General features: G+C 71.0%; 18 protein-coding genes and 1 pseudogene. 6 read left to right on the top strand and 13 right to left on the bottom strand.

Annotated elements, in window-relative coordinates; genetic code table 11:
• Position 1: 1 nt before the first annotated feature.
• Complete coding sequence (locus ACIREO_RS28110) at positions 2–1618, bottom strand: carboxyl transferase domain-containing protein (RefSeq protein WP_404115149.1); 1617 nt, start codon at positions 1616–1618, stop codon at positions 2–4.
• A 109-nt stretch (positions 1619–1727) separates the two neighbouring features.
• Here ACIREO_RS28110 and ACIREO_RS28105 point away from each other — a divergent pair, with 109 nt between their 5' ends.
• Positions 1728–2342: a TetR/AcrR family transcriptional regulator gene (locus ACIREO_RS28105; RefSeq protein WP_404115147.1), complete on the top strand. Its 615-nt coding sequence runs from the start codon at positions 1728–1730 to the stop codon at positions 2340–2342.
• A gap of 78 nt (positions 2343–2420) precedes the next feature.
• Positions 2421–3218 carry a phosphatase gene (locus tag ACIREO_RS28100; protein WP_404115145.1) on the top strand — a complete coding sequence of 266 codons (798 nt, stop codon included), beginning with the start codon at positions 2421–2423 and terminating at the stop codon, positions 3216–3218.
• Here ACIREO_RS28100 and ACIREO_RS28095 read toward each other — a convergent pair.
• From ACIREO_RS28095 to ACIREO_RS28080, 4 genes and pseudogenes are all read right to left on the bottom strand, one after another.
• Positions 3170–3544, bottom strand: a pseudogene (locus ACIREO_RS28095) (helix-turn-helix domain-containing protein); the annotation flags it as partial. The gene ACIREO_RS28100 and the pseudogene ACIREO_RS28095 overlap by 49 nt on opposite strands.
• Positions 3545–3548: 4 nt before the next feature.
• Positions 3549–4556: a cation diffusion facilitator family transporter gene (locus ACIREO_RS28090; RefSeq protein WP_404115142.1), complete on the bottom strand. Its 1008-nt coding sequence runs from the start codon at positions 4554–4556 to the stop codon at positions 3549–3551.
• Between the two features lie 28 nt (positions 4557–4584).
• Positions 4585–5460, bottom strand: coding sequence for an acyl-CoA thioesterase II (tesB, locus tag ACIREO_RS28085; protein WP_404115140.1), 876 nt, complete (start codon positions 5458–5460; stop codon positions 4585–4587).
• A gap of 21 nt (positions 5461–5481) precedes the next feature.
• Entirely contained in the window at positions 5482–6639 is a 1158-nt protein-coding gene (locus ACIREO_RS28080; RefSeq protein ID WP_404115138.1) for an acyl-CoA dehydrogenase family protein, read from the bottom strand.
• Positions 6640–6906: 267 nt separating this feature from the next.
• On the opposite strand from ACIREO_RS28080, the gene ACIREO_RS28075 reads away from it, so the two are divergent.
• Positions 6907–7383 (top strand): Asp23/Gls24 family envelope stress response protein, encoded by a 477-nt coding sequence (locus ACIREO_RS28075; RefSeq protein ID WP_404115136.1) that lies wholly within the window; start codon positions 6907–6909, stop codon positions 7381–7383.
• Between the two features lie 76 nt (positions 7384–7459).
• Here the strand turns inward: ACIREO_RS28075 and ACIREO_RS28070 are convergent, their stop codons facing one another.
• Complete coding sequence (locus ACIREO_RS28070; protein WP_404115134.1) at positions 7460–8194, bottom strand: SDR family oxidoreductase; 735 nt, start codon at positions 8192–8194, stop codon at positions 7460–7462.
• A gap of 123 nt (positions 8195–8317) precedes the next feature.
• On the opposite strand from ACIREO_RS28070, the gene ACIREO_RS28065 reads away from it, so the two are divergent.
• On the top strand, positions 8318–8899 hold the full coding sequence (locus ACIREO_RS28065; RefSeq protein WP_404115132.1) for a TetR/AcrR family transcriptional regulator: 582 nt from the start codon (positions 8318–8320) through the stop codon (positions 8897–8899).
• Here ACIREO_RS28065 and ACIREO_RS28060 read toward each other — a convergent pair.
• Genes ACIREO_RS28060 through ACIREO_RS28035 form a run of 6 tightly spaced genes read right to left on the bottom strand, consistent with a single transcriptional unit; the run spans position 8883 to position 17377 of the window.
• Positions 8883–11207: a glycoside hydrolase family 3 N-terminal domain-containing protein gene (locus ACIREO_RS28060; RefSeq protein ID WP_404115129.1), complete on the bottom strand. Its 2325-nt coding sequence runs from the start codon at positions 11205–11207 to the stop codon at positions 8883–8885. The genes ACIREO_RS28065 and ACIREO_RS28060 overlap by 17 nt on opposite strands.
• Positions 11208–11235: 28 nt before the next feature.
• Positions 11236–13170 (bottom strand): cellulase family glycosylhydrolase, encoded by a 1935-nt coding sequence (locus ACIREO_RS28055; RefSeq protein WP_404115127.1) that lies wholly within the window; start codon positions 13168–13170, stop codon positions 11236–11238.
• Between the two features lie 50 nt (positions 13171–13220).
• Positions 13221–14273 carry a LacI family DNA-binding transcriptional regulator gene (locus ACIREO_RS28050; protein ID WP_404115125.1) on the bottom strand — a complete coding sequence of 351 codons (1053 nt, stop codon included), beginning with the start codon at positions 14271–14273 and terminating at the stop codon, positions 13221–13223.
• Entirely contained in the window at positions 14270–15097 is an 828-nt protein-coding gene (locus tag ACIREO_RS28045; RefSeq protein WP_404115122.1) for a carbohydrate ABC transporter permease, read from the bottom strand. Before ACIREO_RS28045 ends, ACIREO_RS28050 begins: the two co-directional genes overlap by 4 nt.
• 14 nt (positions 15098–15111) lie before the next feature.
• A complete protein-coding gene (locus tag ACIREO_RS28040; RefSeq protein WP_404115120.1) occupies positions 15112–16053 on the bottom strand; it encodes a carbohydrate ABC transporter permease in 942 nt (313 codons plus the stop codon).
• Between the two features lie 31 nt (positions 16054–16084).
• Complete coding sequence (locus ACIREO_RS28035; RefSeq protein WP_404115117.1) at positions 16085–17377, bottom strand: ABC transporter substrate-binding protein; 1293 nt, start codon at positions 17375–17377, stop codon at positions 16085–16087.
• A 197-nt stretch (positions 17378–17574) separates the two neighbouring features.
• Here ACIREO_RS28035 and ACIREO_RS28030 point away from each other — a divergent pair, with 197 nt between their 5' ends.
• Positions 17575–18429, top strand: coding sequence for an alpha/beta fold hydrolase (locus ACIREO_RS28030; RefSeq protein ID WP_404115115.1), 855 nt, complete (start codon positions 17575–17577; stop codon positions 18427–18429).
• Between the two features lie 42 nt (positions 18430–18471).
• Here the strand turns inward: ACIREO_RS28030 and ACIREO_RS28025 are convergent, their stop codons facing one another.
• Entirely contained in the window at positions 18472–18693 is a 222-nt protein-coding gene (locus ACIREO_RS28025) for a DUF397 domain-containing protein (RefSeq protein ID WP_404115112.1), read from the bottom strand.
• A gap of 111 nt (positions 18694–18804) precedes the next feature.
• Between ACIREO_RS28025 and ACIREO_RS28020 the strand changes: the two genes are divergently transcribed.
• Positions 18805–19026: a nuclear transport factor 2 family protein gene (locus ACIREO_RS28020; RefSeq protein WP_404115110.1), complete on the top strand. Its 222-nt coding sequence runs from the start codon at positions 18805–18807 to the stop codon at positions 19024–19026.
• Positions 19027–19127 lie beyond the last annotated feature (101 nt).

The raw sequence follows: 19127 nt of genomic DNA, 5'->3' as shown, positions 1-19127 counted from the left end.
ATCACATCCGGAAGACGCCGAAACTGGGCTCGCCCAGCGGGGCGTTGGCACACGCGGTCAGGGCGAGCCCCAGCACCTGCCGGGTCTCCGCCGGGTCGATCACACCGTCGTCCCAGAGCCGGGCGGTGGCGTAGTAGGCGTTGCCCTGCTGCTCGTACTGCGCGCGGACCGGGTCCTTGAAGGCCTCTTCCTCCTCGGCCGGCCACTCCTCGCCGCGGCCCTCGATCTGGTCGCGCTTGACGGTGGCCAGCACCGAGGCGGCCTGCTCGCCGCCCATGACCGAGATCTTGGCGTTCGGCCACATCCACAGGAAGCGCGGTCCGTACGCCCTGCCGCACATGGAGTAGTTCCCCGCGCCGTAGGACCCGCCGATCACAATCGTCAGCTTCGGCACCCTCGTGCACGCCACGGCCGTGACCATCTTCGCGCCGTGCTTCGCGATGCCCCCGGCCTCGTAGTCCCGGCCGACCATGAAGCCCGAGATGTTCTGCAGGAACACCAGCGGGATGCCCCGCTGGTCGCACAGCTCGATGAAGTGGGCGCCCTTCTGGGCGGACTCCGAGAACAGGATCCCGTTGTTGGCGACGATGCCGACGGGGTGGCCGTGGACCCGGGCGAAGCCGGTGATCAGCGTCTGGCCGTACTCCGCCTTGAACTCCTGGAAGCGGGAGCCGTCCACCACCCGGGCGATGACCTCCCGCACGTCGTAGGGCGTACGGGAGTCGACGGGCACCGCGCCGTACAGGCCCGCGGGGTCCGTCTTCGGCTCCTCGGCGGGCTCCACGGACCAGGGGAGCGGGCCACGGTCAGGGAGCGTCGCGACGATGTTCCGAACGATCCGCAGCGCGTGCGCGTCGTCCTCGGCGAGATGGTCGGTGACCCCGGACGTACGGGAGTGCACCTCGCCGCCGCCCAGCTCCTCCGCCGTCACGACCTCACCGGTGGCCGCCTTCACCAGCGGGGGGCCGCCCAGGAAGATCGTGCCCTGGTTCCGGACGATGACGGCCTCGTCGCTCATGGCCGGGACGTACGCCCCGCCGGCCGTGCACGAACCGAGCACCGCCGCGATCTGCGGGATGCCGGCGCCCGACATCCTCGCCTGGTTGTAGAAGATCCGCCCGAAGTGGTCCCGGTCCGGGAACACCTCGTCCTGCATCGGGAGGAACGCACCCCCCGAGTCCACCAGGTACAGACAGGGCAGCCGGTTCTCCAGGGCCACCTCCTGGGCGCGGAGGTGCTTCTTCACCGTCATCGGGTAGTACGTGCCGCCCTTGACGGTCGCGTCGTTGGCGACGATCACACACTCCCGGCCGCTGACCCGCCCGATCCCGGCGATCACCCCGGCGGCTGGCGCCGCGCCCCCGTAAAGACCCTCGGCCGCGAGCGGTGCCAGCTCCAGGAAGGGCGAGCCCGGATCGAGCAGCGTGTCCACCCGCTCCCGGGGCAGCAGCTTGCCGCGCGCCACATGCCGGGCGCGGGCCTTCTCACCCCCGCCGAGCCGTGCCGTGGCGAGCCGCGTGCGCAGCTCCTCGGTGAGCGCGTGATGCGCCGCCTCGTTGGCCTGCCAGGCCTCCGAGGCGGGATCGGCCGCGCTCACCAGGACCGGTGCCTGCTGCATCCTGTCGAGCCCCCTTGCCCGTACCGCAGTAGTCGATCAGAGTTAATGAGCGTTAACGCGTTGCGGTCAGGTTAACGAGCGCTAACCCGCCTGTCTAGAATGAATCCCCATGAGCACCCATGCCGCCGCCCGTGTCGCGGCTCCCACCCGCCGCGAGCAGATCCTCAGAGAGGCCGCCCGCCTCTTCGCCGAGCGCGGCTTCCACGGTGTCGGGGTCGACGAGATAGGGGCTGCGGTCGGCATCAGCGGCCCCGGCCTCTACCGCCACTTCCCCGGCAAGGACGCGATGCTCGCCGAGCTGCTCGTCGGCATCAGCGAGCGCCTGCTGGCGGGCGGGAAGCTGCGCGTCACCGAGGGCGGCGCCTCCCCGGACGGCTCCCCGGCCACGCTCCTGGACGCCCTCATCGAGGGCCACATCGACTTCGCCCTGGACGACCGCCCCCTGATCACCCTCCACGACCGTGAGCTGGACCGCCTGCGTGACACCGACCGCAAGCGCGTGCGCCAGCTCCAGCGGCAGTACGTGGAGGTCTGGGTCGAGGCCGTCCGCGCCCTCTACCCGGCCCTCGCGGAGAACGAGGCCCGGGTCACCGTCCACGCCGTGTTCGGCCTGCTGAACTCCACCCCCCATCTGACCCGCCCCGAAGCGCTCCCCGGCCGGGAGGCCACGGCCGCCCTGCTGCACCGGCTGGCACGGGGGGCCTTCGAGGCGGCGGCCTCGTAGCCGGGCGCCGTACCGGCCGCGGATCCCGCCGTACGAGACACCGGGCACACAGCGCGGCACCGACGGCACAATGGGTGCATGCCGATACCCAGCCGCGCCGCCCTCGTCGAGCACCTCGTCCGCACCCGCATCGCGGGCGACGTCGCCACCCCCCGCGACAACAACCTCTCCCACTACCGCCAGCTCGCCAACGGCAACCGCCATTTCTGGCTGGGGCTGGAGCTCGGCGACCGCTGGGCGGACGAGCAGGACGTGCTGGCCGTGATGGCCGAGAGGTGCGGGGTCAACGACGACCCCGAGCACCGGCAGGGCCAGGACACCATCGACCCGGAGCTGACGGTCGACGCCCTCGACCGGATGGCCGCCCGGCTGCGGAAGGCGGCGGCCGACGGGGAGCGGGTCCTCCTCGCCACCGGGCACCCTGGCGGGCTGCTCGACGTGCACCGGCAGACCGCGGACGCGCTGCGGGCCGCCGGATGCGAGATCGTACGGATCCCCGGCGGCCTGATGGCGGACGAGGGCATGGTCTTCCAGTTCGCCGACGTCGCCGTGCTGGAGCGCGGCGCGACCCTGTGGCACACGCACTCACCGGTCCCGATGGCCGCCATCCTGGACGGCCTGGAGCGCGAGGGCCGGCCGCTGCCCGACCTGGTGGTGGCCGACCACGGCTGGGCCGGCTGCGCCGGGCAGCGCGGGATCGACTCGATCGGTTACGCGGACAGCAACGACCCCGCGCTGTTCCTCGGCGAGGCGGAGGGCACCCTCCAGGTCACCGTGCCGCTGGACGACCACGTCACCGACCCGCGCTACTACGACCCGATGACGGACTACCTCCTGGACGCGGCCGGGCTGCTCCCCGCCGCGGGCCAGGCGTAGCGAGCCACCGGCTCGGCCGAGGGGCCGGCGCGGCCACGGTCCCGCCAGTCGCGGGGCGACATACCGTAGACCTGCCGGAACACCTTGCTGAAGTGCGTCGCGTCCGCGAAGCCCCAGCTCCGTGCGATCGCCGCGATGGTCCTGTGCCGCCCTCCCGGGCCGGCCAGCTCCCGCCGGCATTCCGCCAGGCGGTGCGTGCGGATCCAGTCTCCGAGGCTGATCCCCGACCTGCCCAGCACAGTGTAGAGGTGGCGGACCGAAACACCGTGCGCCGCGGCGATGCGTGCCGGGGAAAGGCCGGGGTCGGCGAGGTTCGCCCGGATGTACTGCTCAGCCGCCGGAGCGCGCCGCCCGCCGCTGGGCGCGCCCTGGTGTCGGATCCAGGTACACGCGCTGGATCGACGGGTACCGCTCCCGCAGCTGCTGCTCCGCCTCCTCGCACGCCCACTCGATCTGCGCGGCCGTCGACGCGTCCCGGAAATCGATCTTCGCCGCGACCAGCAGTTCCGACGGGCCCTGGATCAGTGTGGTCAGCTCCAGCACCTCGACGATGTGCGGCACGGACAGCAGCTCCTCGCGCACCCCGGCGCGCATCTCCGCCGGAAACGGCCGGCCGATCAGCAGCTGGGCGTTGGACCGGCAGAGCACCCACGCCACGTACACCAGCAGCACGCCGATGAGGACCGAGGCGATGCCGTCCCAGACCCCGGACCCGGACAGCTGCCCGCCGAGGAGGCCGCCGGCCGCCAGCAGCAGCCCGGCCAGGGCCGCCGAGTCCTCCATCACCACGGCCTTGACCGCCGTGTCGGGGGTCCGGCGCAGATAGTGCGGCGCGGGCATCCGCAGCCGCGCGGCCTCGCCGCGCACCTGCCGGAGCCCCGTACGCAGCGAGAAGCCCTCCAGCAGGAAGGCGACCGCGAGCACGAGGTACGAGACCAGCGGATCGCCGAGCTCCTCGCCCCGCAGCAGGGTGTGGATGCCGTCGTACAGGGAGAACACCGCGCCGCCGACGAACGTCGCGACGGCGGCGAGCATCGCCCAGATGTACCGCTCGGGGCCGTACCCCAGCGGATGGTCCTCGTCGGCGGGCTTCTCGCTGCGCCTGAGCGCGGTGAGGAGCATGACCTCGGTGACGGTGTCGGCGACCGAGTGCGCGGCCTCCGACAGCATCGCGCTCGAACCGCTGATCAGTCCCGCCACCAGCTTCGCCAGCGCGATGCCGAGATTGGCGGCCGCCGCGATGACGACGGTGGACGTGGACTCACCGCCGTCGGCCTGCTCGTCGCGCCCGGAGTCGTTCCCGGAGCCGCGCCCGGAGTCACTCGTGACGTCAGTCATGGGGGGCAGTATGTCCGAATGTGCGGCTTCAGTCCCTCGGGACGCGGACCAGGCCCTCCTGGATGACCGTGATGGCCAGCTTCCCGTCGGCCGTGTAGATCCTGGCCTGGCCGAGACCGCGCCCGCCGGACGCGGAGGGCGACTCCTGGTCGTACAGCAGCCACTCGTCCGCCCGGAAGGGGCGGTGGAACCACATCGCGTGGTCCAGGCTGGCGCCCACCACGTCACCGACCGACCAGCCGCCGCGTCCGTGGGCCAGCAGCACCGAGTCGAGCAGCGTCATGTCCGAGACGTACGTCGCCATGCAGACGTGCAGCAGCGGATCGTCCGCCAGCTTGCCGTGTGTGCGGAACCAGACCTGGGAACGCGGCTCGCGCGGCTCGCCGGCGGTGGCGAACGGCGGGGCGTCGACATACCGCAGGTCGACCGCTGCCCGGGCTTCCAGCAGCCGGTCCACCATGCGGGGGTCGGTGAAGCGGTCCGCGTACCGGGGCAGCATCTGTGCCGCTGTCGGCAGGGTCTCCGGATCCGGGGCCGAGGGCATGACCGCCTGGTGGTCCATGCCTTCCTCGTGCACCTGGAAGGACGCCGAGAGATGGAAGATCGGCTTGCCGTGCTGGACGGCGACGACCCGGCGCGTGGTGAAGGACCGGCCGTCGCGGATCCGGTCCACGCTGTAGACGATCGGCGCGCCCGGGTCCCCGGGGCGCAGGAAGTACGCGTGCAGGGAGTGGGCTCCCCGGTCCTCGGGGACCGTACGCCCGGCGGCGACCAGGGCCTGGGCCGCGACCTGGCCGCCGAAGACACGGGGCACGACGGCGGAACGGCTCATGCCCCGGAAGATGTCCTGCTCGATCTGCTCCAGGTCGAGCAGATCGAGCAGGGAGTCAAGTGCTGCGCTCATGGAAGAGGAACGTAGCCGATCTCAGAGGCCCATGGACTTGGCGATGATCGACTTCATGACCTCGCTGGTGCCGCCGTAGATGCGGTTGACCCGGTTGTCCGTGTACAGGCGGGCGATCGGGTACTCGTTCATGAAGCCGTAGCCGCCGTGCAGCTGGAGGCAGCGGTCGATCACGCGGTGCGCGACCTCGGTGCAGAACAGCTTCGCCGAGGCGGCCTCGGCGGGGGTGAGCTCGCCGGCGTCCAGGGCCTCGATCGCCCGGTCGCAGACGGCCTCGGCCGCGTCGACCTCGGTCTTGCAGGCGGCCAGTTCGAACTTGGTGTTCTGGAAGGAGGCGACGGTCTTGCCGAAGACGGTGCGGTCCTGCGTGTACTGCTGGGCGAACCGCACGGCGGCGGCGGCCTGCGCGTACGCGCCGACGGCGATGCCCAGGCGCTCCTGCGGGAGGTTCTGGCCGAGGTAGGAGAAGCCCTTGTTCTCCTCGCCCAGCAGGTCCTCGACGGGCACCTTGACGTCCACGAAGGCCAGTTCGGCGGTGTCGGAGACCTTCAGGCCCAGCTTGTCGAGCTTGCGGCCGACCGAGTAGCCCTCGGACTTGGTGTCGACCACCAGGAGCGAGATGCCGTGGCGGCGGTCGTCGGCCTTGGGGGCGTCCGTGCGGGCGCAGACGATGACCTTGTCGGCGTGCACACCACCGGTGATGAAGGTCTTGGCGCCGTTGAGGACGTAGTGCGTACCGTCCTCGGAGAGCTTGGCGGTCGTCTTCATGCCGGCCAGGTCCGAACCGGTGCCCGGCTCGGTCATTGCTATCGCGTACATGGACTTGCCGGAGACGAAGTCCGGCAGCCAGCGCTTCTTCTGCTCCTCGGTGGCGTACGCCTTGAGGTAGGGCAGGCAGAGCAGGACGTGCACCCCGGAGCCGCCGAAGGAGATGCCCGCGCGGGCGGTCTCCTCGTAGAGGATCGCCTCGAACTTGAAGGACTCCACGCCCGCGCCGCCGTACTCCTCGGGCACCTCGATGCCGAAGATGCCCAGCTCGGCGAGCTTGTAGTAGAAGTCGCGAGGCGCCTGGCCCGCCGCGAACCACTCGTCGTAGACGGGAACGACCTCGGACTCGATGAAGGCGCGGATGGTCTCCCGGAACGCCTCGTGGTCCTCGTTGTAAACCGTACGGCGCACGGGATGCCTCCTGGTGTCAGCTTCAGCGTCGGTCGCAGCGGCTAAGCGCTTGCTCAGTCCTGGTCAAAAGTTACCCGGCGGTCACGGTGGCTGTCCAGGGTGATGCTGAGCACGCCGGGCTCCGAGGAGGCGGCCGGTTGCGGAGCGTGGCCGCGGCGAGCGCTGAGTACGCCTCGATGGCGGGCTGCCGCGGTCGGGCGCACAGTGAAATGAGGAGCCGGCGAGGACGAGAGCAGCCTCGCCGCATCAACTCACTGTGAGGCAGTCATGGCTGATGTCGGGACCCAGGGCGGGAGTTCAGCAACGGACAGGAGTGCGGGGCGAACCGGACGTGGTACGACGACCATCGCTGACGGTGTCGTGGCCACCATCGCCGGAATCGCCATCCGCGAGACCGACGGCGTGCATTCGGTCGGTCGCGGAGCGTCGAAGGCGATAGGCGCGGTCACCGGGCGGAGGTCCGGGTCCTCCGGGGCGGGGCGTGCCGTCAAGGTGGAAGTGGGTGAGAAGGAGGCCGCGATCGATGTCGATGTGGAGGTGGAGTACGGAGTCCAGATCCATAAGCTCGCCGACAGGATCAGGGCTCAGGTGACGGACGCGGTGGAGACGATGACCGGTCTGGAGGTCGTCGAGATCAACATCTATGTCTTCGACGTCCATGTGCCGGACGAGGACGAGGACGAGGACGAACGGGGCGACGACAACCGCTCCGGCGGCAGCACGGTGGCCGCGCGCGTGCAGTGAGCACCTCGCCCCCCTCCCCGGCAGGTCCTTCGGCCGACGTGCCGCCTGTGCGTGCCGCGTGAACGTGGCGGCGGGCTCAGGCCTGGGCCGTCGGCCGGACGACGATCTCGTTGACGTCGACATCGTCGGGCTGTTCGATCGCGAACCGGATGGCCCGCGCGACCGCCGCCGGCGGGATGGCGTCCTCCTTCGACTCGTTCAGCCGCGCGCGCAGATCCGCGTCCGGTACGGAGTCGACGAAGTCGGTCGCCACGAACCCCGGGGAGACCATGGAGACCCGGATCGACGGCCCGGCCTCCTGCCGCAGGCCTTCGGTGAGGGTGCGCGCGGCCACCTTGGACGCCGAGTAGACGGCCATGGTGGGGACCGTCCTGTAGGCGGCGGTCGACACGGTGTGCACGAACTGGCCGTGCCCCTGCTCCCGGAAGACGGGGAGGGCGGCGGCGATGCCGTACAGCAGTCCCTTGACGTTGACGTCGATCATCGCGTCCCAGTCGTCCACCCGCAGGTCGTCGAGTGGTGACACCGGGCCGATCCCCGCGTTGCCGACCAGGACGTCCAGCCTGCCGAAGTGGTCGCGCGCGAGCGCCACCAGGCGGGCCGGGTCCGCACGCCGGGTGACATCGACCGAGGTGAACGCCACCTCGCACCCCTTGTCCCGCAGCTCGTCGGCCAGGGCCGCGAGCCGGTGCTCCCGGCGGGCGCCGAGCACGAGCTTCGCCCCTCCCTCGGCCAGCAGGCGCGCGGTGGCGGCACCGATCCCGCTGCTCGCTCCTGTGATCGCCACTACCTTGCCCTCGATTCCGGACATGCCGAATCTCCGTTCCAGACGCTCTAGACTGTTAAGCGGACACGTGTCCAGTACGAATTCCACGTTAGCGGACACGTGTCCGGATAAGCAATCGGTGCCGTCGGCCAGGAACGGAGAGAGCGGATGACACAGCCACGCCGCCGCGCCACACGGTCGGACGCGCAGGACAACCGCGCGCGCATCATCGAGACCGCGCGCACCGTGTTCACCGAAGTCCCCGACGCGACGCTCCAGTCGATCGCGAAGGCGGCCGGCATCGGCCAGGGCACCATGTACCGGCACTTCCCGAACCGCGAGGCGCTGCTGGTCGCGGTCTACCGGGAGGACGTCGAGGCCCTCGTCGACGCGGCCCCGGCCCTGCTCGCGGAGCACGAGCCGCTGGACGCGCTCCGCCTCTGGTTCGACCGGCTCGCCGCGTACGGGCGGATCAAGCACGGCGCGTCCCTGGCCGTCGAGGCCGCCACCCGGGTCGGCCTGGGCAACGAGTACTACGCGCCGGTCATCGCGGCACTGGACCGGCTGCTGGCCGCCTGCAAGAAGGCGGGGGAGGTGCGCCCCGACGCCGACGCCGACGAGGTCCTGCTGCTCGTGTCGTTCCTGTGGAAGGCCGACGGCCCCGACTGGCGGGAGCGCGGCGAACGCATGCTCGCCATCGTCATCGACGGTCTGCGCGGCGGGCGGGAGCGGCCTACGCCGTCACCATGAACCGCGCCGCGCCGGTGCCCTGTGAGGACGGTCCCGTCTCGATCGCGAACTCGCCCGGTTCCACGGCCCATTCCCCCGCGTACGTGAACGAGGCGAGGGCCGGCGCGTCCACCGGGAACATGACCTCGGTGCTCTCGCCCGGTGCCAGCTCCACCCGGGCGAAGCCCCGCAGTTCGCGGACCCGTGGCCACGCGGTGCCGCCGGAGACCCGGCGCACGTAGAGCTGCACCGTCTCCGACACCGCCCGGCCGCCCGTGTTGGCGACCCGGACCGTGCAGCTCAGCGGTGCCGCCCCGCCGTCGGTGGCCGTGGACCCGTCGAACCGGTCCGCGGCCAGGGACGGCACCGACAGCCGGGGCACGCCGTATTCGACCGTCGTGTACGACAGCCCGTGGCCGAAGGGATGACGCGCCGTGGCGGGCTGGTCGACGTAGCCCCGGTAGCCGTGGTCCTTGCCGTTGTAGAACACGGGCAGCTGGGCCGCCGAGCGGGGCACCGAGACCGGCAGCCGCCCCCGCGGCCCCGCCGCGCCGAACAGCACGTCCGCGACCGCCCTTCCGCCCCACGGGCCCGGATACCAGGCGCTCAGCACCGCCGCCGCCTTCCCGGAGAGGTCGGGCAGGGCGTGCGGCCGGCCCTGGACCAGCACCACGACGACCGGGGTGCCCGTCGCGGCGACCGCGTCCAGCAGAGCCGACTGTCCTTCCGGCAGGCCGAGTCCGGCCAGGTCGACGCCCTCGCCGCACGTCATCTCCACCGGGTTCCCGGAGGCGACGACGGCCGCCCCGTTGGCGTCGAAACGCGTGTCCGGCTCGCGCGCGCTCGATCCGCCGAGCACCAGCACCGCCACATCGGCGCCGGCCGCCAGCGCCACGGCCTCGGGCAGCTCCGAACGGTCGCCACCGATGAGGCCGCAGCCCCGTGCGTACGTGACGTCCGTGCCGTCGGGCGCCGCGGCCCGGAGGCCGTCGAGCACACTGCTGCCCGAGCCGGGCCGTTGCGGCGCGGTGTAGTCGCCGATCTGCTGGGGCACGGAGTCGGCGTTCGGGCCGATCACCGCGACGGTCCCGATGCGGCGGCCGGCCAGCGGCAGCGTCACCCCGTCGTGTTCGAGGAGAGTGACGGACTCGCGGGCGACGCGCTCGCTCAGCCGCTCCAGGCGCGCGGGGTCCGCCACCCGGTCGCCGGCGTACGGACGCTCGAAGAGACCGAGGCGGAACTTCAGCGCCAGGACCCGCCCGACGGCCGTGTCGAGCGTGGACTCCTCGACCAGACCCCGCCCGACCGCCTCCGCCAGCCGGGGATAACAGTCGTCCCACAGGCTCAGGTCGGTCCCCGCCCGCAGCGCCAGCGCACCGGCCGCCACCGGATCACCCGCCATCCGCACCAGGCGGTCGATCGCGAGCCCGTCGGCCATCACCAGACCGCCGAATCCCCACTGCTCCCGGAGGATCCCGGTCAGCAGGTGGCGGTTCGCCGTACACGGCACGCCGTCGAACTCGTTGTACGCGGCCATGACGCCCGCGGCTCCGGCCCGTACGCCTGCCAGCGCCGCCACGAGATGGATCTCGTGCAGCTCCCTGGCGCCCAGCTCGGTGGCCGCGCTGTTGCGGCCGCCGACCGTGGCACCCTGCCCGGCGAAGTGCTTGAGCACGACGGCCGCACGATCCGGCCCGATACGCTCCCCGGCCGGACCCTGCACACCGCGCACCAGCGCCTCGGTGAACCGCGCCGCCAGATACGGGTCCTCCCCGAAGCACTCCTCCGCGCGGCCCCAGCGCGGATCCCGCACCAGATCGAGCGCGGACACCAGCGCCACATGGCCGCCACGGGCCCGTAGCTGTGCGGCGGCGACGGCGGCAGCCTCCTCGTACAGCTCCGGATTCCAGGTCGCGCCGACCGCCAGGTTCACCGGCAGCACGGTCCCGTCCAGCGCCTGGATGCCGTGCGGCATCTCCTCGACCAGCAGCACCGGGATGCCGAGCCTGGTGTTCTCGACGACGTGCCGCTGCACGGCGTCGGCGACCCGCGCCCCGTCCGCCGCCCCGATGCCGGTCTCCGCCGTCACACCGGACCACGGGTCGGCTCGCTGGAGGCCGTACAGCGCGCCCATCCCGTCGTAGGCCGCCACCTCCGTACGGAACGCGTCCGTCAGACGGTGGCCGGACGGGGTGCGCTCATACGCGTCCCATCCGTACATCCGCTGGTTGACCTGGCCCACCTTCTCGGCGAGCGTCATCCGCGACAGCAGGTCGCGCACCCGGTCGGCGACGGGCGCCTCCGGGTCGCGGAACAGGGGCTCGGACATCGGTCGGCTCCTCAAGGGGGTCGGGCGATCAGCGGAGTTCGAGCACGCGCACGCCGTACGGGGCGAGGGTCACGTCCCGCACCGGGTCCCCGCCGGCCAGCTCGCGCAGTTCGCCGTCCGCCGAGGGGCACACGGTCAGCTCCTCGCCGGACTGGCTCACCAGCCACACGAAACGCGCGCCGTCCTCGCGGACCAGCGTGTCGGCGCTGACGTACGGCGTGGAGACCGTCACCGGGCGTGCGGCACCGGCGAGTTCGGCGAGCGCCGCGTACAGCCGATGGGTCTGCTCAGGGTTGGCACGGGCCGTACGGGCGGCCATGTGCTCCAGCGGATACGTGGCCAGGACGGTGCGGCCCGCGCCCGTCTCGTACCGCAGGAGCGCCGGGCGGCCGTGCGCGTCGGTGGCGACGACCCGTGCGCCGTCCGGGACGACCGGCAGATAGGCGCGGCTGTCCTCGTTGCCCGCGACCGGGAACGTCAGCACCTCGCCGGCCGCGATCGAACCGAAGTCCTCGGTGAAGGTCATCTCCAGGACGTCGTCCTCGATGGGCTCGGCGACACCGTAGGACAGCTGGAGCTCCACCCCGAACAGCCCGTCGAGGTCATGGAACCAGGGGCCGCGCGTCGTCGGGTACTCGCCCGAGCAGAAGGACAGGTAGACCGTGGCCCCCTCCCTCGCCCGCTGCTCCAGCGCACGGCGGGTGCGGGTGGTCAGCTGCCGGGTCGACGGCAGCAGATACAGCGAGGCGTCCTGCGGCAGCCCGTCGGCCTCCCGGGCGAACGCCACCGGCAGGTCCGCGCCGCGCGCCGCCACATAGCCCTGGTGCAGCGAAGTGAAGATCAGCGGGCGGTCGGCGGGCCGGCTGTAGGGGTAGCCGCGCTCCAGGAAGGCGGGCACGACGAGGGCCGCGTCCGCGTCGGTACGGCGGCAGCGCGGGAAGTCGACCTGCTCCAGGACCTTCGCGAAGGCGGCCAGTTCACGCAGCGGCTCCTTCGGACGCCCGGCGCTGTCGGTGATCCCGAAGTGCATCTCGAAGGGGTGGTGGTCGTAGGGCGACTGCTCCCACAGGTCGTCGTAGTCCGTGTTGTTCCAGGCCATCCAGCCGGTGGCCCCGCCCAGCAGCGAGTTGTGCAGCGTCTGCCGGTAGAAGATGCCGGCGTTCGCGGCCGAGACCGTGTCCGTGGAGAGCCCGAACTCCTCCAGGACGACCGGCTGACCCGTGACGGCGGCCAGCTCGCACTCGAACGCGGCCCGGTAGTGCTGACGCGGCCGGTCCGTGTCGGAGCGGTAGACGTGCGGCCCCACGAAGTCGACGTACTCGGCGGTCTCCCGAAGCGAGAAGCCGTTGTCGCGGCCCGTCACCTCGATGCCCCAGGCGCCGTCGCCGAGCGACACCGGCTGGGTGCCGCCCGCCGCACGCACCGCGTCGCACATGAACTGCGCCCAGGCGGTGACGACGTCGCTCGACGGCGGGTCGAGCTGGTAGATCCGTCCGTAGCCGGGCATCTCGTTGGTGATCAGCCAGCCCGTGACCGCAGGGTGGTCCTTGAAGCGGCGTGTCATCTGGGAGACGAACCACGCCTGCCGGCCGACGAGCCACACGTCCTCGTACAGATCACGGTCACCGCGCCAGGCCGGATCCCAGTTCTCGCCCGACATGTGACCGACGATGAACGTGGGGACCGTGCCCATGCCCAGCTCGTGGTGCGCGTCCAGGAAGTCACGGAACCGGTCGCAGAGTTCCTCGTCGATCCGTCCCGGCTCCGGGTGGAAGTCGGGCCAGTAGAAGAACGACCGGGTCATGTTCAGCCCGTGCTCCCGGAGTACGGCCAGCTCCTCGCGCACCGTCTTCGGCTCGTAGTTCCGCCACATCAGCGGACCGCCGGTGCGGGACCAGAAGTTGGTGCCGAGCCACGGGAGGACGGCGGAGTCGTGGGTGAGCTGGGCGCTGTGGCGTCGCATGGTGTTCTGGTCCTCTTCGGTGTGCGGGGGGTGCGGGGCGGTTCGGCGGTTCAGTCCGGGGAGGTCAGCGGGCCGGTCGACTCCCGTACGACGAGACGTGGGCGGCCGTCGAGCACGGGTGGGGGCACGTCCTCCCCGCAGCCGGCGAGCAGCGTGCGGGCGGCGGCGGCGCCGACGCGCTGCACCTGCTGGTCGACGGTGGTGAGCCGGGGGTGCACCCAGCGGCCGAGCGAGAGGTTGTCGTAACCGACCACCGACAGGTCGCCCGGCACCCGGAGCCCGGCGCGCTGCGCCGTGCCGATGCCGCAGACGGCCATGGAGTCGTTGGGGAACACGAGGGCCGTCGGCCGGCCGGGCAGGGCGAGCAGTTCCTCGGTGACGGCGACGGCGGCCTGCTCGGTGAAGTCGCTGTGCCGTACGGCGACCGGCGCCAGTTCCGCCTCGGCGAGGGCTTCCTCGAAGGCATGCAACCTCAGCCGGGTGTGCAGGAGTTCGGAAGGCCCCGCGATATAGGCGACGCGCCGGTGACCGAGCTCCAGCAGATGGGCCACGGCCTCCTTTATGCCCGCACCCTGCTGCCCGAGCCCTACCCGGGGCACGGGCGATCCGGCGTCGGGGGCGCCCAGCAGCACGGCGGGCAGTCCGAGGCCGCGCAGCAGCTCCGGACGCGGGTCGTCGGCGCGGGCGTCGGTCAGCACGGCGCCGTCTATACGGCCCTCCGCGACCAGCCGCTCGTACAGCGCGTTCTCCTGGGCCATGTCGGCGACCAGGTGGAGCAGCAGACCGTAGCCACGCGGCGCGAGTTCGCCCTCCAGACCGGTGATCAGCTCACTGAAGTGCGGGTCGGAGCCGAGCACATCGGTGGGCCGCCGGACGACGAGCGCGATCGTGCGCGTACGGGCCCGGCGCAGCGCCGTCGCGGAGGCACTCGGGGACCAGCCCAGCTCGGTGGCCGCGTCCAGGACCCGGCGGCGGGTGGCCTCCGAGATCCGGCCGGTGCCGTTGACGGCCTGGGAGACCGCGGCGGTGGACACACCCGCCGCCGCGGCCACGGCCTTGATGGTGGGGCGCACGGCGGTACGCCCTTCGAGAGGCTTGTTCACATCTTCACCGCTCCGCTGACGAGAGCCTGCTGCATCCGCTTCTGGAGCACGGTGTAGACCACCCAGACCGGGACCAGGGTCAGCACCGTGCCCGCCGTAAGGATGCCGTAGTCCGTACCCGTCAGGGACTTGAGCGTGGGCAGGGCGACCTGCACGGTCCGCAGGTCCGGGTCGGGGCCGATGATGACGAGAGAGTAGAGGTACTCGTTCCAGAAGGTCAGGAAGTTCAGCAGCAGGATCGTCGCGATCCCCGGCATGCACATCGGTGTGTAGACGTGCCGCAGGACGGCGAAGGTGGACGCCCCGTCGATGCGCGCCGCCTCCTCCATCTCACGCGGGATGGTCCGCATGAACTGCACCAGGATGACGACGGAGAGCGGCATCGCCGTGGCGGGCAGGAACAGCACCATGAACGCGCGGGTGTGGAACAGGCCGGTGGCCGCCGCGAGCAGGAACGTCGGGAAGAGCGCGGCGAACGTGGGGATCAGGAAGCCCAGCGAGAACACCCGCTCCACCAGGGCCCCGAGGCGCCCCTCGGTACGGGCGATGGCGAAGGCCGCCGGTATCGCGAGCCCCAGCGTGAGCACCAGCGCCAGCACCGTGACCAGCATCGAGTTGATGATCGCCGGCCCGAGGTGCGCCGAGGAGAACGACTCGGTGAAGTTGGCGGTGGAGAGGGAGGTCGGCAGGGAGAACGGGCTTCCGAAGATCTGGTCGTTCGTCTTGAACGCCGAGACCAGCAGGTAGTAGAGGGGGACGACCAGCAGCACCATGTACAGCCACGCGAAGATGTGCGCCGGCAGCCAGGACCTTCCGAACTTCATGGGACCAGCTCCGATCAGTAGTTCTGGCGGAAGACACGACGGATGGCCAGCAGCCCGGCCAGGCCGACCAGGAAGAGGACCACACCGACGGTCTGGCTGTAGCCGAGATCGGCCGCGATGAACGCCTTCTGGTAGACGAGGAAGGACAACGTCGTGGACGAGCTCCCCGGCCCGCCCTGGGTCAGCAGCAGCACGTTCTGCGCGGAGCCGAACAGCGTCCAGAGGAACTGGAGCATCGTCACGACGCCCACGAAGTCACGTATGACGGGGAAGTGGATGCGCCACATGGCGCGCCAGTGCCCGGCGCCGTCGAGCTGCGCGGCCTCACTGATCTCGTCCGGGACGCTGCCGAGCCGGGCCGCGAACAGCACGGCGGTGAACCCGATGCCGCTCCACACGTCGAGGAGGATGAGCGAGCCGAGCGCGGTGGAGGGCGAGGCGAGCCAGGCGTCGGTCAGCGAGCCGAGACCGGCCTTGTCCAGGGCACCGTTGAGCAGGCCGTCCGGTGAGAGGACCGCGTAGAACACCATCGCCTTGGCGGGGGTGGAGATCAGCCCGGGGATGAAGAGCAGATATCGCAGGACGCGGTGGCCCGGCGGTTTCTGGGCGACGTAGTACCCGAGCATGTACGCGCCGATGATCATCAGGGGCACGGCCACGGCGAGCTGTACGGCGGTGTTCTGCACCGCGTCCCAGAAGACCGGGTCGTCAAGGACGGCGCGGACGTTGCCGGTGCCGGCGAAGGAGACAGGCTGGAGCATGCCGGGCCAGTGCAGGACGGCGATCACGAAGATGGCGACCAGCGGGCCGACCATGAAGACGAGGTACCAGACCAGCGCGGGCACGGCGAGGATGACCCCGCCCTGGGTGCGGCGCTTCGTGGTGGAGACGGGCGTCGGGGGAGTGGCCGGTCCGCGGACCGAGGCGCCGCCCGGGGCGGACGAGAGCATCGTCATAGCAGGACTCGCAGAGGCTCGGGCGCGCGGATCAGGCCGTGCGGTAGGCGGATTCCAGGGCGGAGCGCACGGAGGCCGCGCTCGTTCCCCGGGTGAAGGCGGTGCTGGTCGCGGTGATCAGCGGCTGGGTGGCGGTCGGGGGGACGTACAGATCGGGCAGGAGCACCTGGCCGACCCGGTCGCCGAGCTGCTGGGCCTTCGCCACGAGCGGGAAGTCCTTGCTGACCGTGTCGGTGACCAGCGCCATGTCCCGGCCGCTCTCGGTGATGAAGCGCGACACCACGTCGGGGCGGTACATGAAGCGGAGGAACTTCTCGACGGACGACAGCTTCTTGACGCCGTTGGGGCTGATCCAGAAGCCGATGAGGGTGTACGAGCGCAGGATGGTCGGGTTGTCGTGCGCGGCGCCCGGCGCGAGGGGCCAGCCTCCGATCTCGGTGTGCCCGGCCGCCTTGGCCGGGACCTTGGCCAGGGCGGAGGACATCGCGGACTGGATGGCCGCCGCCTCCGTGTTGTACTGCGTGGTCATCGTGTCGGAGGTCAGCCCCTGCGCCTTGTCGGCGAAGACCCCGGCGTCCCGCAGGGTCACGAAGTAGTCGATGCCCGCGCGCGCCCCCCGGCTGCCGCTGAAGTCCCCGGTCGTGTAGACCTGCCGGGCCTCCTCGGGGGTGAGGAAGGTCTGGACGATCTGGGCGAGCAGCTTCTGCCCCGTCCAGTCGTTGCCGCCGACGGTGACCGGCGCGATGCCCTTGGCCCGCAGCTTCCGGGCGGCGCCGATGAGCTGGTCCCCAGTGGTGGGGACGGAGCCGACGCCGGCCCGGTCGAGCAGATGGGTGTTGAAGGCGACGGGCCAGTTGGTGGCGAAGTACGGGAAGGCGCGGAGCCTGCCCTTGTCGTCGGTCCACTCCGTCAGTGCGGCGGGCAGGACGCGGCCGCGCAGACCCCAGTCGTCGAGATAGCCCTTGACGTCGACGGTGGCACCGACATCGGTCCAGGCGAGCGTCTTGTCGTACAGGTTGACCATGACCACGTCCGGCTCCTTGCGGGCCAGACGCGAGGTCTCGTACACCTGGGGGAGGTCGTCGCCGTTGACGAGGTTCTTGACCCGGATGTCCGGGTTCTCCTTCTCGAAGGCCTTGACGACGGCGGTGTAGGTGGCGGAGCCCGGCGCGGTGGTTCCGAGCTGGGTGTGGACGAGGAGCGTGCCGGGGTCGGAATCGGCCGAGGCGAGCGTGGAGCAGCCGGACATTGCGGGCAGCGCGGTAGCGGCGGCGAGGCCGGAACCAGCGGCTAGGAAACCGCGCCGACTCAGGGGTGAGCGCACAGCGGGATGTCTCCAACCAGGACGTTGACCAGGGTGGTTAATCGATGTACCAGCAGGTTGCGAGAAACTTAGAGCCGCGCGAATGAATGGTCAACCCCCGGTTGCACATGCTGGAAGAGCCGACATTTCGGGCGGGAGTGAGGTGCCGGTCCTGGTACGGGTATTGCTCCGAAGATCGTTCTGTTGGAGGCTGAGACATGCAGAATCTGCCGACCTTCGTCCTCGTCCATGGCGCCTTCGCGAATTCGTTCTCGTTTGCGCCTCTGCAAGCCGAACTCGCCCTGCTGGGGCACCGCTCGGTCGCGGTCGACCTTCCCGGGCACGGGTTCGAGGCGACCTTCCCCCCGGCCTACCAGGCCCCTCAGGAGCTGGACGCCCTCTCCGCGGAACCGGGGAGCATCAAGGGAGTCACGCTCGCGGACAACGCCGCCCGCGTGATCGAAGCCCTCGAACGGGCCAAGCGGAACGGCCCCACCATCCTCGTCGCCCACAGCAGGGGCGGCATCACCGTCACCGCCGTCGCCAACGCCCGGCCCGAGCTGGTCGACCGGATCGTCTACGTCTCCGCCTGGTGCCCCGTCGATCTGGACGTGGCCGGCTACTACGCCGAGCCGGAGATGGCGGATGTCGACCCGGGGACCCTGGCTCCCGCTCTCGTCGGGAACCCGGCCGAACTGGGCCTCCTGCGGGTCAATTTCCGCACCGCCGACCCGGTGGCGCTCGCCGCGTTCAGGCAGGCGTTCGCCGCCGACCTCGCCGATGACGAGTTCCGGACCTTCCTGAACACCTTCCAGCCCGACGAGAACCTCGACGCCGGTACGTCCGCCGACCGGGCACAGGCCGCGACCTGGGGCCGGATTCCGAAGACGTATGTGCGCCTGGCCGCCGATGCCAGCGTTCCGCCCGCCGTGCAGGACCGCATGATTCGCGAAGCCGACGCGCTCACACCGGACAATCCCTTCGACGTCCGGACACTCGAGGGGAGTCACCTGCGCTGGCTCGTCCACCCGAAGCCTGCCGCCGCGCTGCTCGCGGGCCTCGCGGCGCACTGACACCCCGCCGGGCCGGGCTCGGATGCGCCCTCGGTCAGGCGGTCAGGCGGGGAAGCGCCCGGCCTTGACGGCGGCGACGAAGGAGGACCAGCCTGCTGCCGGGATCAGGAGGGCGGGCCCCTGGGGCGACTTGGAGTCACGGACGGGGACGCCGTCGGGGTGGCCGTCCAGGACCTCTAGGCAGCTGCCGCCTTCGTTGCCGCTGTAGGTGGACTTGCGCCAGCCGGTCAGTGCGGAGGCGTCGGGGAGGGTGCGGTCAGTCACGGTATCCGTAGTCCTTTGCGGTCGACCTCATGAAGGCCAATGTCTCCTTGAGCGGCATTGCATCGCCCAGCGCAACATCGTCCGACCCAGCACCTGCTCGGCAACACGAGGGTGGTCATTGAGGGCGACCGCGCGCAGAGTCTCAGCTACATGCGGGCCCACCACGTGGGGATCGGCAGCATGCAGGGCAAGTTCTTCGAGTGCATGGGCGAGTACGACGACCGGTGGGTGCGTACGGAGTCCGGCTGGCGGCTGAACCACCGGGACTTCGACATGAGGATCCGGATCGGAGACTTCGGGGTGCTCCGGCCGGCCGGCGATCCGTTCTGCTGACAGGCCGGGGGGTGCCTCTATGTCGTTCGTCAATCCCGCGCTGTCGGTTTTAGGGGTGCCGGTCCCGTTTATGCGGCGAGGGTGACGGCGGGGGTTCGGGA

Source organism: Streptomyces sp. NPDC102441, assembly GCF_044765585.1.
In the GTDB taxonomy this organism is placed as follows: domain Bacteria; phylum Actinomycetota; class Actinomycetes; order Streptomycetales; family Streptomycetaceae; genus Streptomyces.
This window is presented reverse-complemented; position numbering and strand designations above follow the sequence as displayed.